General features: G+C 41.5%; 15 protein-coding genes. 9 read left to right on the plus strand and 6 right to left on the minus strand.

Annotated elements, in window-relative coordinates:
* Positions 1-20: 20 nt before the first annotated feature.
* Positions 21-506 (minus strand): glutathione peroxidase, encoded by a 486-nt coding sequence (locus H140_RS0106050; RefSeq protein WP_019672768.1) that lies wholly within the window; start codon positions 504-506, stop codon positions 21-23.
* Positions 507-663: 157 nt separating this feature from the next.
* Positions 664-1098 carry a peptide-methionine (R)-S-oxide reductase MsrB gene (gene msrB, locus H140_RS0106055; protein ID WP_019672769.1) on the minus strand — a complete coding sequence of 145 codons (435 nt, stop codon included), beginning with the start codon at positions 1096-1098 and terminating at the stop codon, positions 664-666.
* A 279-nt stretch (positions 1099-1377) separates the two neighbouring features.
* Between msrB and H140_RS0106060 the strand changes: the two genes are divergently transcribed.
* Positions 1378-3006: an aminotransferase class I/II-fold pyridoxal phosphate-dependent enzyme gene (locus H140_RS0106060; RefSeq protein WP_019672770.1), complete on the plus strand. Its 1629-nt coding sequence runs from the start codon at positions 1378-1380 to the stop codon at positions 3004-3006.
* Positions 3007-3329: 323 nt separating this feature from the next.
* On the opposite strand, the gene H140_RS0106065 is transcribed toward H140_RS0106060, so the two are convergent.
* Positions 3330-5075, minus strand: a complete 1746-nt coding sequence (locus H140_RS0106065; RefSeq protein ID WP_019672771.1) for a glutamine--tRNA ligase/YqeY domain fusion protein — start codon at positions 5073-5075, stop codon at positions 3330-3332.
* A 320-nt stretch (positions 5076-5395) separates the two neighbouring features.
* On the opposite strand from H140_RS0106065, the gene H140_RS14100 reads away from it, so the two are divergent.
* The 4 genes from H140_RS14100 to H140_RS15135 all read left to right on the plus strand — a co-directional run bounded on the left by H140_RS14100 (position 5396) and on the right by H140_RS15135 (position 8338).
* The gene (locus H140_RS14100) at positions 5396-5752 is read left to right on the plus strand and encodes an ArsR/SmtB family transcription factor (protein ID WP_019672772.1); all 357 of its coding nucleotides are present in this window, start codon (positions 5396-5398) and stop codon (positions 5750-5752) included.
* 111 nt (positions 5753-5863) lie between these two features.
* Positions 5864-6220: a hypothetical protein gene (locus H140_RS0106075; RefSeq protein WP_019672773.1), complete on the plus strand. Its 357-nt coding sequence runs from the start codon at positions 5864-5866 to the stop codon at positions 6218-6220.
* Positions 6221-6724: 504 nt separating this feature from the next.
* Entirely contained in the window at positions 6725-7237 is a 513-nt protein-coding gene (locus H140_RS0106080; RefSeq protein ID WP_026348884.1) for a peptidylprolyl isomerase, read from the plus strand.
* Between the two features lie 42 nt (positions 7238-7279).
* Positions 7280-8338, plus strand: coding sequence for a UDP-2,3-diacylglucosamine diphosphatase (locus H140_RS15135; RefSeq protein WP_019672775.1), 1059 nt, complete (start codon positions 7280-7282; stop codon positions 8336-8338).
* A 49-nt stretch (positions 8339-8387) separates the two neighbouring features.
* Here H140_RS15135 and orn read toward each other — a convergent pair whose 3' ends face one another.
* Positions 8388-8969: an oligoribonuclease gene (gene orn / locus H140_RS0106090; protein ID WP_019672776.1), complete on the minus strand. Its 582-nt coding sequence runs from the start codon at positions 8967-8969 to the stop codon at positions 8388-8390.
* 433 nt (positions 8970-9402) lie between these two features.
* Between orn and rsgA the strand changes: the two genes are divergently transcribed.
* The 4 genes from rsgA (at position 9403) to secB (ending at position 12477) form a co-directional block, all read left to right on the plus strand.
* Positions 9403-10629, plus strand: a complete 1227-nt coding sequence (gene rsgA, locus H140_RS0106095) for a ribosome small subunit-dependent GTPase A (protein WP_019672777.1) — start codon at positions 9403-9405, stop codon at positions 10627-10629.
* A 244-nt stretch (positions 10630-10873) separates the two neighbouring features.
* Positions 10874-11302 carry a rhodanese-like domain-containing protein gene (locus H140_RS0106100; RefSeq protein WP_033426885.1) on the plus strand — a complete coding sequence of 143 codons (429 nt, stop codon included), beginning with the start codon at positions 10874-10876 and terminating at the stop codon, positions 11300-11302.
* A gap of 314 nt (positions 11303-11616) precedes the next feature.
* A complete protein-coding gene (gene grxC / locus H140_RS0106105; protein ID WP_019672779.1) occupies positions 11617-11880 on the plus strand; it encodes a glutaredoxin 3 in 264 nt (87 codons plus the stop codon).
* 159 nt (positions 11881-12039) lie between these two features.
* Complete coding sequence (gene secB, locus H140_RS0106110; RefSeq protein ID WP_019672780.1) at positions 12040-12477, plus strand: protein-export chaperone SecB; 438 nt, start codon at positions 12040-12042, stop codon at positions 12475-12477.
* Positions 12478-12718: 241 nt separating this feature from the next.
* Here the strand turns inward: secB and adk are convergent, their stop codons facing one another.
* Entirely contained in the window at positions 12719-13372 is a 654-nt protein-coding gene (adk, locus tag H140_RS0106115; protein ID WP_208596153.1) for an adenylate kinase, read from the minus strand.
* A gap of 537 nt (positions 13373-13909) precedes the next feature.
* Positions 13910-15337 (minus strand): c-type cytochrome biogenesis protein CcmI, encoded by a 1428-nt coding sequence (gene ccmI / locus H140_RS0106125; RefSeq protein WP_019672783.1) that lies wholly within the window; start codon positions 15335-15337, stop codon positions 13910-13912.
* Positions 15338-15382: the final 45 nt, after the last annotated feature.

The following is a 15382-nucleotide window of genomic DNA, read 5'->3' on the forward strand; positions in this document are numbered from 1 at the left end:
CACCGTTACATGGTTGGACATTACCAAGCTGCTGTTGCTTGCTCAATATCCGCCTCTAGCGCTTCTGGCTTTACCAAAGGCGCATAACGCTTTATAACCTGACCATCACGACCGAGTAAAAACTTAGTGAAATTCCATTTAATCCCATCAGTTAAAAACCCACCTTCTTGTTTTTTCAGCCACGTATATATTGGGTGTGCATTTTTGCCATTGACGTCTATTTTTTGCATCATCAAAAAACTTACGCCATAATTTTTTTTACAAAATGCGCCGATTTGCTCCGCATCACCAGGCTCTTGCGCACCAAACTGATTGCAAGGAAAGCCAATCACTACCAAGCCCAGCTCGTTATACTTTTTGTGCAAAGCTTCAAGCCCCTCAAATTGAGGGGTGAAACCACACTTGCTGGCGGTATTCACAATCAATAACACCTTACCTTTAAAGTCAGCAAAATCAACCGGATTGCCATTTAAGTCGTGGGCGTGAAAGTCATAAATTGTATGCATAAAGCGCAGTTCCCTTTACTTAATTAGTTTTATTGATTTTACTAGATTTATTGCACTGGATTTTATTTATTATTGTGCTATGTTTTCGTTTGCTTAGGCTATTTTTAACTTTAAGCTATTTAAGCTATTTAAGCTATTTAAGCTATTTGAAATCCAGCTATTTAGCGTTCGGCTTTCTATCTTCCAGATCTATCGCCACCGAGTTGATGCAATAGCGCATCCCTGTCGTCTCTTGTGGCCCATCGGGAAACACATGACCTAAGTGCCCACCACAATTACGGCAGGTCACCTCAATACGGCGCATTCCATACGAGGTATCCAAATGCTCCTCCACTGCATTATCATCAATGGTGGCATCAAAGCTTGGCCAACCACAGCCAGCATCAAACTTATTATCTGAATCAAATAGTTTGGCACCACAGCCTTTGCAGCGATAGATACCCTCTTCGCTCATATCGTTATGAATGCCGGTAAAGGGGCGCTCGGTGCCTTTTTCACGCAGTACTCGATATTCTTCATCGGTTAGACGCTGACGCCAATCAGCTTCGGTGAGCTGTGCAATTTGCTGTTGGCTTAATTGTGAGTCTTGCATAACTAACTCCTTATTTTTTGACCTACTTTATTATCTTATTACCTTACTTAGTTACTTAAATAACTTAAATGAAACTAACTTTCACTTTAACTTGCAATATTTAAACGCTTAAGCTGTAAGTTTTGAGATAGATAATATTTCATAATGCAAGTATATCTTGCAAAAATAACTGTTGAAAAGTTTTAGGAAATGCAATAATATCTTGCATTAGGATATTTTAACATCGTCCACAAAATAGTTCCATCGCCAAATAAACCCTCTGACCGAGTGGTAGCCGTTATGAGTGATGCATCAGAATTTAAAGCCCAAGGCGCACGCCTCAGCAAACTACGCAAAGCAAAAGGACTGACCGCCGAACAACTGGCCAGTGCAATGACAGAGGCTGGCTCTAAAGTCAGCCGTGGTGCCATCTCTAATTGGGAGCGTGGCATCAATGGTATCGTTTCATCAAAATTGCCGACATTAGCCACCATCTTAGGCTGTTCAGAAGGCTATTTGTTGCGTGGTGAGCCTGATGGTACGCCAACCCAACAGTCACCCACTGCCAAAACGTCTGACCAAACTTCAGACGCAGCGCCATTTAGTGCACACTCTAAAACATCAAATACTTTCTCTTATAGTGCGAGTAATAGCATCATGACTACCCCAACGCCAACATCGAACAAAGCTCCGTTAAAAAAGTCCACCAAGCTCCAAAATGTCTGCTATGACATCCGTGGACCGCTCTTAAAAACAGCCAATCAAATGGAGTCGCAGGGACAGCGCATTTTAAAGCTAAACGTCGGCAACCCAGCGCCCTTTAACCTAGATGCCCCTCATGAGATTTTGCAAGATGTGGCGCTCAACCTACATAATGCGACTGGTTATTCTGATTCACAAGGTATCTTCTCTGCCCGTAAAGCGGTATTGCAGTACTATCAATCTAAAGGGCTGTTATCAGCCGTAGACGTACGTGATGTGTATCTAGGTAATGGGGTCTCTGAGCTGATTGTAATGACGATGCAGGCGCTGATGAATGATGGAGATGAGGTGTTAATCCCTATGCCAGATTATCCATTATGGACGGCAGCGGCTAACCTTGCAGGTGGTACGGCGGTGCATTATCGCTGTAACGAAGAGGATAACTGGCAGCCTGACATTGAAGATATCCGTGCCAAGATTACTGACAAAACACGTGGCATTGTGGTTATCAACCCTAACAACCCAACTGGTGCATTGTACACAGACGAGCTGTTATTGCAGATTATAGATTTGGCTCGTGAGCACAATTTAGTAATCATGGCTGATGAGATTTATGACCGTATCTTGTACGATGATGCTGAGCACACACCCATGTCTACACTTGCACAGGATGTGTTGATTCTGACCTACAATGGCTTATCTAAGTCGCACCGTATCGCTGGTTTCCGTGCTGGTTGGTTAATGATATCAGGCAATAAAGAACACGCCAGCGACTTTATTGAAGGCTTAGACATGCTCGCCTCGATGCGTTTATGTGCCAACGTGCCTGCCCAGCACGCCATTCAGACGGCCATGGGTGGCTACCAAAGTATGCAAGATCTGACCGCTGAAACAGGTCGCTTGTATAAGCAGCGGATGCTTGCAGTTGAGCGTTTAAATGCCATTCCAGGTATTTCTTGTACTCTGCCGCAAGGGGCTTTTTATTGCTTCCCTAAGATAGATCTCGATATTTATCCGATTGAAGATGACATGCAGTTTATGATGGATTTATTGATGGAAGAAAAAGTACTGATGGTACAAGGCTCTGGCTTTAACTGGGATAAGCCAGATCATTTCCGTGTGGTATTTTTACCCAACTTATTGGATTTAGAGGATGCAATGGACAGACTCGATCGTTTCTTTGCCAATAAGCGTAAGCAATATGGCACGGAGCATTTGGTTTCTTAATATCCGCTTTTATTTACTAACCTTAGCCAACAAAAAAAGGTGCCCAATTAATTGAGCACCTTTTTTATTGAGTTTAGTTTGTTAAGTTAACTGAGATAAGACTTAATCTATTACCCTCAGCATGAATAGCTGGCAACGTACTAAAACAGAGGGCAAGTCCCCCTTTCTCAAAGGGGGGTTTAGGGGGATTTTGCGATACTTATTAAAAATCCATCCCCAGCCCTTCCTTTAGAAAAGGAAGGGAGTCAAACCCTGCATAAGCCACCGCCTGTATTTTAAATCATCAATCTATTTTATTCACTTAACCTATTAATTTACTCGTTTTACTCAGGCTTATAGTTATCACGCAAGCTAACAATCTGGTTAAATACCGGCTTATCGCTGCTGTGTTCTTCAGCATCAGCAACAAAATAACCCTCACGCTCAAACTGGAAACGGCTGCCCGCTTCTGCATTGGCCAATGACGGTTCAACCACTGCATTAAGTTCAGTCAATGAGTTTGGATTTAACACATCGTGGAAGTCATCAGCAGCGCCTGGATTTTCGACATTAAATAAGTGCTGATACAAGCGTACTGTCGCTGCAACACCTTGGCTTGCCGACACCCAATGGATAACGCCTTTAACCTTACGATCTTCAGGATTTTTACCCAAAGTGGTTTTGTCAATGGTGGCTTTTAGCTCAACCACGTTGCCGGCATCATCCAGCACATGCTCGGTCACTGCCAATACATAGGTGTTACGCAAGCGAATTTCTGTCTTCTCAGGCGACAGACGCTTATAGCCTTTTGGCGGCTCAAGCTCATAGTCCCCTTGGTCAATATAAATGATCTCAGTAAATGGAATCTCACGCTCACCCATATCAATATTTGGGTGTTTTGGCTGAGTTAACCACAACGTTTTGTTCGCTTCATCCCAGCGGGCGTTGACACTGTCAGCTTTTAGACTTTCCCACTCACTGACTGCTTCATCAAAGTTAGTAATGGTCACTTTTAATGGCTTTAATACCGCCATGCCACGTGCAGTGGTGTTCTCAAGCGATTGACGAATACTAAACTCAAGCAAACGATGGTCTACCACACTATCCGCCTTGGTCACACCCACCCGATCACAGAAGTCACGCAAGCCTTCTGGCGTATAGCCACGACGACGCATACCGGCAATGGTTGGCATACGTGGATCATCCCAACCGGTAACAATACCTTCATCGACCAACTGCTTTAGCTTGCGCTTACTGGTCATGGTGTAGTCCACATTTAAGCGGCTGAACTCGTACTGATGTGGTGGTAAATCAAAACCTACCTTCTCCACTGCCCAATCATAAAACGGACGGTGATCTTCAAACTCAAGCGTACATAATGAGTGCGTAATACCTTCAATCGCATCAGATAGCGGATGCGCATAGTCATACATCGGATAGATGCACCACTTATCGCCGGTTTGGTGATGCGACTGCTTCATCACGCGATAAATCACTGGATCACGCATGTTCATATTTGGACTGGCCATATCGATTTTGGCACGCAATACCGCCTCACCTTCTTCGTATTTGCCATTTTTCATGTCATCAAAGCGTTGTAAGTTGTCCTCAACACTGGCGTCACGCTGTGGTGATGGCGTACCTGGCTCATTGAACGAACCACGGGTCTCACGGATTTGCTCTGGCGTCTGTAAATCAACATAGGCATCGCCTTGCTCAATCAGTTGGATTGCCCATTTGTACAACTGATCAAAGTAACCTGACGCATAATACGGCTTATCCGCCCACTTAAATCCAAGCCATTCAACATCATTTTTAATATTATCAATATAGTCTTGTTTTTCAGCGGTAGGGTTGGTGTCATCAAAACGTAAGTTACAAATACCGTCAAACTCTTTGGCAATACCAAAGTTTAGGCAAATCGACTTTACATGACCCAAATGCAAGTAACCGTTTGGCTCTGGCGGAAAACGGGTCACGATTTGCTCATACTTATCTTGTGCTAAATCTTCACGAATAATATGACGAATAAAATCATTTTTTTCGTGATTGTCTTTGTCTAAAGCGTCTTTATTTACTGTGTTGCTCATAAAACCCTACTCCTGATTATTAAAAACTCTGATAACACACCAATAACTATTACAAAATCAATAACTATTATAAAATCAATAACTATTATAAAAAGGTAGTTAAATACTTATCAAAATAATAAATGCCCTATTCTAACAAACCTAAGCGCAATCGCTCATCTATTTAGATAATTTATTTTGTAGCTTCGGTTTCAAAGCTCATTAATCTTTATATTTTAATTTTTTTCTATTATAAGCTTTACTATTTCATTAATCCATGAAATAATAAAGCCCAACAAAATTACTCATATTCTCATATTTATGATAGATATCGTATTCCTATGAATATTGACCAAATACCGACTTGCCATAGCGATGACCATCATCCTCCTAAGCTTACGACCGTTGAGCTCAGTGATGCTCAACACAAACAAGTCACCCTCATGTTAAAGGCGCTGGCAGACTCGCAACGTTTACAGATGGTTCTCCTATTGAAAGACGCTGAAGAAGTCTGCGTGAGTGAAATTGCAAAGATTACTGGTGATAAGATGTCTACCTTATCTAACCGTTTAAAGCAATTGCATGAGGCAGGACTGATCAATAAGCGCCGAGAGGCACAGCATATCTATTATAGCTTGCAAGATGAGCATGTCCGTCATCTCATTGACAACCTGGTCACTCATGCTAAGCATTTGTAACAGCTGGCTTACTTTTTGGAAATACGCCAGTCACTAATTTAGTTAATACGGTTTGCTGTAACCACTAAATTTATCTTTTATATCAAAATGTTCTAACATTAAGGAGTCATTATGAGCACATGCAATCATCCTCAACATCAAAATCATGATCATCAACACGGCAAAAACTGTGGGCATACCGCTATCCAACATGGCGACCACATTTGCTATGTACATGATGGCCATTTACATTACCCACATGGTGAACATGTTGACGAACATCGTTTAGAGGTCACTGATAAAAACCCTGACGCTTGTACCCCTGAACATCAGTGCTCTGGACACGATGCTGATCACGTTCATGGTCCAGGCTGTGGTCATGAAGCTGTACCTCATGGTGATCACATTTGCTATATCGTGGACGGTCATTTACATTATCCACATGGCGACCATTGCGATAATCATGGCCCAATAACGGTTCTATCTTAGTCACCGCTTAACCGTTTATTAAAAATGTAGACGATATGCTCATGCATATCCCTAGTTTTAACACATATCCCTAGTTTTAATAATAGCCCATGTTACTATAATATATAGCGACATGGGTTTTCCTATTTAATAAGATAACCAAACCTTAATAAGATAACCAAACCTTAATAAGATAACCAAACCCTGTAACAGCTTGAAGGATGACAACCTAAAAAAAAGAGGTTAGACTAGCGCATAATTTAACAGTGTTATATCTGTGCCTATACTATATTGAGCCAAACAAGCTATTAAACAAGTTAACGACTATATAAACCAAAAAATAGATTAAGCAACTTAAGCAACTTAAGCAAATAAGGATTTACTGTGACAGCACTAAAAGCTTTCGGTTATGGCAGTTTAATATTGCCATTATTTTTAATGGGATGTTCTAACGCAACAACAACCCAAAATAGTAGTACCAATGTGACTACCAATACCAGTACAACCAAAACTAAGGATACACAAATGAGCGATATGCCAGTAGTACAACTTAACACCTCTATGGGTGACATCACCATCGAATTAAACGCTGAAAAAGCGCCAAAAACCGTTGACAACTTCGTATCATACGTTAAAGCGGGTCATTATGACGGCACCATCTTCCACCGTGTGATTCCAAACTTCATGATCCAAGGTGGCGGTATGGATGCAAACATGAAAGAGAAAGATACCAATGCGCCTATCCAAAACGAAGCAGACAATGGTCTAAAAAATGACGAAGGTACCATTGCTATGGCACGTACGCAAGATCCACATTCAGCGACTAGCCAGTTCTTCATTAACGTTAAGGACAACGACTTTTTAAACCATTCTGGCAAAAACATGCAAGGCTGGGGCTACACTGTATTTGGTAAAGTAACCAGCGGTATGGATGTGGTCAAAAAGATTGAAGGCGTACCAACAGGCCGTTATGGCATGCATGCTGATGTACCAAAAGAGCCCGTTATTATCAACTCTGCAAAAGTTATCAGCGAATAAGTAAATACCTGTTATTTTGAGCTTATATCGAGCGTATAATTCATGACAAATGCAGATTCAGTCATAGCAACATTGATCACAGACTACAATCACTTACTCACCACCCGACCCCATGATATTCGTCGGGTGCTGATTAGTGATTTGCATTTGTCTGCTGATGAGCCTGCCTTAGTGCAGGCTTTTTTGGCCTTGCTCGATGACCTATTGGCATTGCCTAACCTGATTGAGCTGTATATTCTAGGCGACTGGTTTGATGCTTGGGTCGGCGATGATGCCTATTTGTCTTTATCTGATACCGACAAATCAACCCATTGGCTCACCCCTATTATTGACAAATTAACTCAATTAAAACACGCAGGCTGTCAGACATTGGTGATGCATGGCAATCGTGATTTTTTAATCGGTCAAGATTTTTGTGACTGCTTTGGTGGACGATTAATCCACGAGCCTTTTATCCTTACTTTAGGTGACACCCGCTTTCGCTTTGAGCATGGTGATGCGCTGTGTACCGATGACCTCTCCTATCAACGCTTTCGGCGAGTGACCCGCAATCGTGCTGTTCAATGGCTCTTTTTAAAACAGCCATTAACCAAGCGCTTAAACTTTGCTAATAAAGTACGTCATCACAGTACAGAGGACAAAGCGCATAAACCGATGGCGATTATGGACGTCAATGACATGGCGGTTAACAAAGCCTTACAGCATGTCGATCATCTCTTGCATGGTCATACGCACCGACCAGATATTCATCAGGTGAGTGACGATCACTCTCCTCTTCATACCAACAAAAAAACAAAGCTACTCTCTAAATTTAGCAGAAAAAAAACGTGCTCCAACAGCTCAGACAACTCAAATAATAGTCAGTATCACAATCGCTACCGCTACGTGCTAGGTGATTGGCGAGTGAATAATCGTGACAGCGCTCGCCAGCGGGTAGAGGCGGTTATAGCCTTTACCACTGTTGATTCATTCGAGCAGCTGAACTTACAAAATCAGGCGCACACTCAAAAAAATAAGCAGAAAAACACACAAACAAATAAAAGCGCCCAATCTGGTCAATGGCCAAATGAGCGCTTACAACTGGTTAATTTTGTACACTAACCAATCAAGTTAAAACTGGCCTATTCTGGTAGATTAGGCGGTCAGTGAATTAATCCAACAACTTAAAGAAATGCTGACGATAATGCTTTAACTCACGGATAGAATCACGGATATCATCCATTGCCAAATGCGTGCCTGACTTCTCCACCCCTTTTAAAATATCTGGACGCCAGCGGTAGCACAGCTCTTTGATAGAGGACACATCTAAGTTGCGATAATGGAAAAAACGCTCCAGCTCTGGCATTTGTCTGGCTAAAAAGCGACGGTCTTGGCAAATTGAATTACCACACATGGGGGATTTGCCCTCATCAACCCATTTACGCAAAAACTCAAGGGTTTCTTTTTCGGCCTGCTCTAAGGTAACGCTACTGCGACGTACTCTATCGATAAGCCCTGATTGACCATGTTGCTTGGTGTTCCAGTCATCCATGCCATTGAGTTTTTGATCCGACACTTTAATGGCAAACACTGGACCTTCAGCCAGCACGTTTAAATCTTCATCGGTGACAATAGTCGCAATTTCGATAATATCGTCATTCATGGTGTCAAGACCGGTCATTTCTAGGTCTATCCAGATAAGCCCTTTTTTACCTTGGTTTTTGATTTTAATTTTGTTGGGATGATCACTCATTTTTTTTCCTAGATAACACATCAGAAGTTAAGAATCTAAACAGTTAAAAAGCTAACAATAATAATAAACCTATTAATAACTGCAATAACTGCAATAACTGCAATAACTGCAATAACTGGAGTATAGTATCAAATTTCAGCAGTTTAAAGTTTGTGATTTAGCTACTTCATTGTTTAAGCAACATAAAAGCGATATGCTATACACTTAATTTTAAGTTTTAAACTGATTATAGCGTTAAACTCTTATAACTATTATCAAGCTCTTGTACTTATTATCAGACTTTTATAGCCATTATCGCTGATCAACTCTAACAGCATAAATAGATAAGCAAGATGCATGTATGAATGAATAAATAGATAGATAAATTGATAACTAAACAACCAATTACTCAAGCAATTAAACCAACAAGCAAACTGATAGGTAACCAATCTTTATGGCGCTGATACGACAACGTAAACTCACCAAACAACAACTACGACGCATTGATAAGCAGCAAGCCGAGCAGCAAGACTCGATTGACGGTAGCTTGATGGATGGGGTGGTCATGGCCCATTATGGCAAACAACTTGAAGTGCAAGTAACCTCCCTTCCTGACATTATTCCCGAGCCACCGCAAGTCGCAGAAGGTGAGCCTGAGCCGTTTTGGCAACAAATTAAACTGGGCGATATCTGGCGCTGTCATGTGCGTACCAACTTACCTATGCTGGCCACGGGTGACCATGTACGCTGGGTGGCAGATCCCAATACTGGCTTTGGCCGTATTGAATCAGTGCAGCCGCGTAGCTCACTTATTTCACGCCCTGATCGCTATCACAAGCTAAAGCCTGTCGCCGCTAATGTCGATATCTTAGCCATCGTATTTGCACCACTGCCAGCGGCTGCACCTGGATTAATAGATCGTTATTTGGTGGTCTGCCACCATGCCGATGTGCAGCCGTTATTGGTGTTAAATAAAGCTGACCTGCTGAGTATCGAAGCGTACGCCTTTACCCAAGATTTGCTTGCCGAATATCAAGCTTTGGGCTATGACACTGTATTAACTGCTGCGCCCTGCCCTGAAAGCTTGTTGCACCAAGAGACAGACGATGCAGAAGCTATCAGTCAGCTCAGTGTTAGCCAACAAAAAGACAAGGCACTAAAAGACAGTCAGCTTAGCGCCAAGCAAATTGATCCAGAAGCGCTAACCAAGCTGGCACAAGTCTCCAAGCTTGGATTGGGTGATTTGCAGCAAAAAATTAAAAACAAATTGGTTATCTTCGCTGGTCAATCTGGCGTGGGCAAAAGCACGCTGGTCAACGCCTTGCTGCCAAACTCTGCTCAGAGCGTTAATGTTATTTCGACCAACTCTAAGCTTGGGCAGCATACGACCACCACCAGTCGCCTATTGCCATTTGTGCCTGACGATCTGACCCAAGGTGGTATTGTTGACACGCCAGGCATACGTGAATATGGCATTTGGCACTTAACACCAGATGACATCTTATCTGGATTCATAGAGCTGGCACCGCTAGCAGGTCATTGTAAGTTTAGAGACTGCAAACACACCCATAACAGCAAAGGATGTGCCTTATGGCAGGCGGTTGCAGATGGTAGTGTACAACAAAGACGAGTTGAAAGCCTGGTCACCTTGCAAGCTGAAGCCGACACCCCCACATATTAAGTATCAAGCAAGCATACTGATGCATCGAACAAAAACTAAATAGACGACCATCGCTCACATAGTATATTAGTATAATAAGTATACATAGTATAATAAGTATACATAGTATAAATAGTATAAATGTGGGCAAATGGCGTTAATTGGTGTGAGGTTAATGCAATCCTTGCTGTATCACGTTATAATAATTACAATCTAAATTTTTTACTGGAGAAGTGTTTTGTCACTAGATCGTTGGCTTGAGTTTATGGGCAACCATCCCGTGTTGTTTGGTATTTTATTACTATTGATTATTTTGTTTTTTACCTTAGAAAACAAACGCAGTGGTAAAAAGATAGCACCTAACGCCTTAGGAATTTTGGTTAACTCACAAAACGCCCAAATCATTGATATCCGAGCCAAAAAGAAATTTGAAACCGGCTACATTCAAGGCAGCCGTAACATCCCTTTTACTCAGTTAAAAGATCATCTTGAAGAAATTCGTGCCATTGATGTACCTGTGGTCATCGTTTGTGACATGGGTATTCAAGCGGGGGCTGCTGTACAGCTTATCGGCAAGCCCAATGTATTCCGTTTAGATGGTGGTATTGGTGGTTGGCAAGCAGCGGGTATGCCTTTGGTTGGTGGTGTTACCAAAAAAGGTAAAACTGTCACAGGTAAGGCTAAATCTCGCTAAGCTGTGACCTGATTAGACTTTGACTTAGTTAGACTTTGACCTGATTAGACTTTAATAGAATTAAACTGCAATCTGGTTAAACCCTAATCTAGTTAAGTTCTGACTAAACTATAAATCTACAAATCCTTGACTGACTTATTACCCCTCTAACAACCTTGATAATTCATAACTTAACAGTTAGCAACTTAATAATTAACAATTAAAGACTTAACAATCAATGATTTAAAGCATACAGCGCAACACACTGCTGCTGACAGTTGCTCAACCATTGACTTATTAAGTCACTCACAGACCGATAACAATAAGGATCATTCATGACAGCACCTGTTACCGTTTATACCACACCCATTTGCCCCTATTGCCTAAATGCCAAACAGTTATTAAAAAACAAAGGCATCGAGTATAACGAAATTGGTATGCACGATATTAGCTCAGATGAGCGTCTGGCATTAATGAAAAAAACCAATAATTATCGCACTGTACCACAGATATTTATTGGTGATACCTTTGTCGGTGGCTTTGACGAGCTTAATGCCTTAAATCAAAGTGGTAAGCTTGATGAGATGCTAAACACCTAATCTTTTTTTAATCTTAGTGTTTTGCTCAATTTATAGCAATACAATAATCATTTTAGCAACACCCACTTAACGACAAAAGATTTATCGAGCTGATGACTCTATAAATATTTCAAACAACTCACTCACCATCATCAATAATTTCAATTAAGGATAATCCTAATGGCTGAACAAGCACAACCACAACTTGCCCTTGAGCGCATTTATGTTAAAGACATGTCACTTGAAGTACCAGGTGCTTCAGTATTTACCAAAGAATGGCAACCAGAGCTAGATATTAATCTTGCAACCAATGCTGAAAAACTAGATGACGATCACTATCAAGTGGTTTTAACCGTCACTGTCAATGCACAAAACGCAGGTGCGCCAGCATTTATCGCTGAAGTACATCAAGCGGGTATCTTCTTAGTGAAAGATATTCCTGAAGATCAAATGGGTCAGATTTTAGGCGCCTATTGCCCAAATATCTTATTCCCTTATGCTCGTGAAGTAATCAGTGACATCGTAACTCGCGGTAGCTTCCCACAGCTACTATTAGCGCCAGTTAACTTTGATCAAGCTTATGCACAAAGCCAGCAGCAGCAAGAAGGCGAGGCTTAAGCTAACCGCTAAACAGACTGTTTGATTTAATATGTTCGTCTGCCAAGCGCTTTTGCTAAGCACTTAGTAAATAAGCACTTAGTAAATAAGCGCTTAGTAAATAAGCGCTTAGTAAATATTAGACACTTAAATACCAGACACTTAGCTTACAAACAGTTATATTAAAAACAGTCAAAAAAACCGCACTCTGTTTAGAATGCGGTTTTTTTATTGCTAAATTTATACAAGCTTAAAGCAGTTATTAGCCTTTTAATGCAGTTAAGATGTTTTCTTTAACCACATCAATATTTAGCGTACCATCGAACTGATGATATTTTGCTGCATCTGCGTCTTCTTTTTCTTTAGTTTGGTAAAAACCAACCAAAGCAGAAGTTTGCGCATGATAGGTCGCTAGGCGATCACGGATGGTCTCTTCTTTGTCATCCTCACGCTGGATAAGTGGTTCACCAGTGACATCATCAACGCCTTCTTGCTTTGGCGGATTGTATTTTAGGTGATACACACGGCCAGAGCCAGGGTGCTGACGGCGACCAGATAGGCGTGACACAATCTCATCATCTGGAACACGAATTTCAACCACATGATCAATGTGTACACCAGCTTCTACCAAAGCTTCAGCTTGCGGTATAGTGCGTGGAAAGCCATCAAAGATACAGCCATTGGCGCAATCTGACTTAGCGATGCGCTCTTTTACTAGATTAATGATCAAATCATCTGATACCAGACCACCTGACTTCATGATACCCTCTGCTTTTTTACCCAGCTCAGTACCTTCTTTGATGGCAGCACGTAGCATATCACCAGTAGAAATCTGTGGAATATCAAACTCTTTAGAGATAAATTGTGCTTGTGTGCCTTTACCAGCCCCTGGTGGTCCTAGCAAAATAATACGCATCATAATCGTTATCCTCTTGTGTTGTATAGATGAGCAAAGTATAGATGAGCAAAGTATAGATGAGCAATTATCATCTTTGAATTTAAGCACCCGTATTTTCTAACCCTAGTAATCATTATTTATAGTTCAACCACAAACCTGCCATGTTAATACACTAGCAGATGATTACAGTGGCAAAGCACTTACAGCAATCCATGGCTTTGACACTTGCTAAGCTCAAATCCATCTTAGCTATTGTTATATAAAAGCCGGCTTCTGACTTTTTTTAAACCTAATTACCTTACATTGTGCTGAAAAAAAGCTCAAGCTATTTTAATAATAAATACCACTATATCGAAAACTTATTAGTCAAAAAAAGCTTGGCAATAGGATCTGTTGAACCGTCATCTTCGTAAGAAAAATTTCGCCTGTTTTTTCGTGTAAAAATAGGTGCATGAAAATAAAATTTTTCTTTAAACCTAGAGTGCTATTAAGCACATGTGGTAAGTATTCAATAGACTCTAACATCTCAAGACAGGAAAAAGCTAATATATCCTATTATGGCAGTTTTTGGCTAATGACCATATTTAACTCAATTACTGGCTGATCCGTATCTAAATAATCAACCGTGGTATCAACTGCAATTAAATCTCCAGACGCTGACATCGCCTCACCTGATTTGCTAATACGAGCTTTTGCCACCAAGGACTTTTGGTCATTCATTGCTGAAGATAAGGTATGGGTGGGCATCATCGCATCATCATCATTGAGCGAAACTTGTAGTCCTTGCTCTGTATTGACAAGGTCGGCAGCTTGTAAACGCTTCACTGCCAATGGTGCACCACCAGCTTGCTCTTGAATACTAACAAACAAAGTATCCTTGTTGCCTACCTCTGCTGCCAACTTATCATCTATACTAATACGAACCATTATAGTTCTGGTACTAATCGCAGGCTCGCTAGTCACCACTGATGACTCTCCGTCTGCTTGATTTGATACTTGTGTTGACTGAGCAGCATCAGCAGCTTGCTGTCTAATGTTTGCACTTAGCTCATCTAAGCTATTTAAAGCCGCTGAGTGATCTCCATCTCGTTGCGAGATACTCTCTTTTAATCGTACTATCCAGGCTTGGGCCAAGTCATAATTACCAGCACGTGCCTCACCCATTGCCATTAGCATTTGTGCGCCTTGATGCTCAGGGTTCTGCTGTAAAGCAGTTTGCAGCGCACGGCGGCTACTGCTATCTAATACACCGCCACTGGCAAAAAAACGAGTTTGAGCATAACCAACTGCCACATCTTCATCTTCTGGTGTCAAGCGATACGCACGAGCTTGTGCTTCTAATGCTGGATCTATCGCTTCAAACGCAAGATAGATATCTGCCAAGCGCATCCAACGCTGGGCATCGTGTGCATGGTGATGGACGTTGGCTTGAATTGCTGCCATTAATCCTGCGGTATCTTCAGCCGCCCACTCAGGCGGTGCATCAATTTTACCAGTAAGCAAATCATCTGCTACTTGCCCAACCTTATCCTGTGCTTGCCAAAACTGTACGGTACTACTGCGATCTGCTGACAAAAAATAGCCCAGTACAATCAGTACTGGCACACACACCAAAATTGTCAATCGTGCTTTGCCACTACGGGTTACTTGCAACTCACGCTGAGCTTTCGATACAGCGACCTTTGAGAGGTCATTATTTTGCTCACTCTCATTTAGCACCACTTTATTTTTGTCTTCACTAGCGAGTAACAGTTGTCGTTCAAGCTCAGTTTTTTGAGTATTGAACTCAATTTCACTCATTTTACCACTGCTATAATCAGCAGTCAGCTCTGCTAGTCGCTCTTTAAATACCTCAACATTTAGCGCGATGAGTTGATTGTTTTGCGCAGACTTATCTGCTCGCAACCATGGCAGTAAAACAATCACTGCTAATAAAATTGCTAAAATTATTGCCAGCGCGACAAAAATCACTAACGTTGGCATGAATTAACTCCTTACAAGTTGAGATATAAACCAATTTTTAAACAG

The organism is Psychrobacter lutiphocae DSM 21542, from assembly GCF_000382145.1.
Taxonomy (GTDB): Bacteria; Pseudomonadota; Gammaproteobacteria; order Pseudomonadales; family Moraxellaceae; genus Psychrobacter; species Psychrobacter lutiphocae.

Coding starts and splice junctions, on each gene's coding strand:
- H140_RS0106050 (WP_019672768.1), bottom strand. CDS start 506: ATGCATACAATTTATGACTTTCACGCCCACGACTTAAATGGCAATCCG.
- msrB (WP_019672769.1), bottom strand. CDS start 1,098: ATGCAAGACTCACAATTAAGCCAACAGCAAATTGCACAGCTCACCGAA.
- H140_RS0106060 (WP_019672770.1), top strand. CDS start 1,378: ATGAGTGATGCATCAGAATTTAAAGCCCAAGGCGCACGCCTCAGCAAA.
- H140_RS0106065 (WP_019672771.1), bottom strand. CDS start 5,075: ATGAGCAACACAGTAAATAAAGACGCTTTAGACAAAGACAATCACGAA.
- H140_RS14100 (WP_019672772.1), top strand. CDS start 5,396: ATGAATATTGACCAAATACCGACTTGCCATAGCGATGACCATCATCCT.
- H140_RS0106075 (WP_019672773.1), top strand. CDS start 5,864: ATGAGCACATGCAATCATCCTCAACATCAAAATCATGATCATCAACAC.
- H140_RS0106080 (WP_026348884.1), top strand. CDS start 6,725: ATGAGCGATATGCCAGTAGTACAACTTAACACCTCTATGGGTGACATC.
- H140_RS15135 (WP_019672775.1), top strand. CDS start 7,280: ATGACAAATGCAGATTCAGTCATAGCAACATTGATCACAGACTACAAT.
- orn (WP_019672776.1), bottom strand. CDS start 8,969: ATGAGTGATCATCCCAACAAAATTAAAATCAAAAACCAAGGTAAAAAA.
- rsgA (WP_019672777.1), top strand. CDS start 9,403: ATGGCGCTGATACGACAACGTAAACTCACCAAACAACAACTACGACGC.
- H140_RS0106100 (WP_033426885.1), top strand. CDS start 10,874: ATGGGCAACCATCCCGTGTTGTTTGGTATTTTATTACTATTGATTATT.
- grxC (WP_019672779.1), top strand. CDS start 11,617: ATGACAGCACCTGTTACCGTTTATACCACACCCATTTGCCCCTATTGC.
- secB (WP_019672780.1), top strand. CDS start 12,040: ATGGCTGAACAAGCACAACCACAACTTGCCCTTGAGCGCATTTATGTT.
- adk (WP_208596153.1), bottom strand. CDS start 13,372: ATGCGTATTATTTTGCTAGGACCACCAGGGGCTGGTAAAGGCACACAA.
- ccmI (WP_019672783.1), bottom strand. CDS start 15,337: ATGCCAACGTTAGTGATTTTTGTCGCGCTGGCAATAATTTTAGCAATT.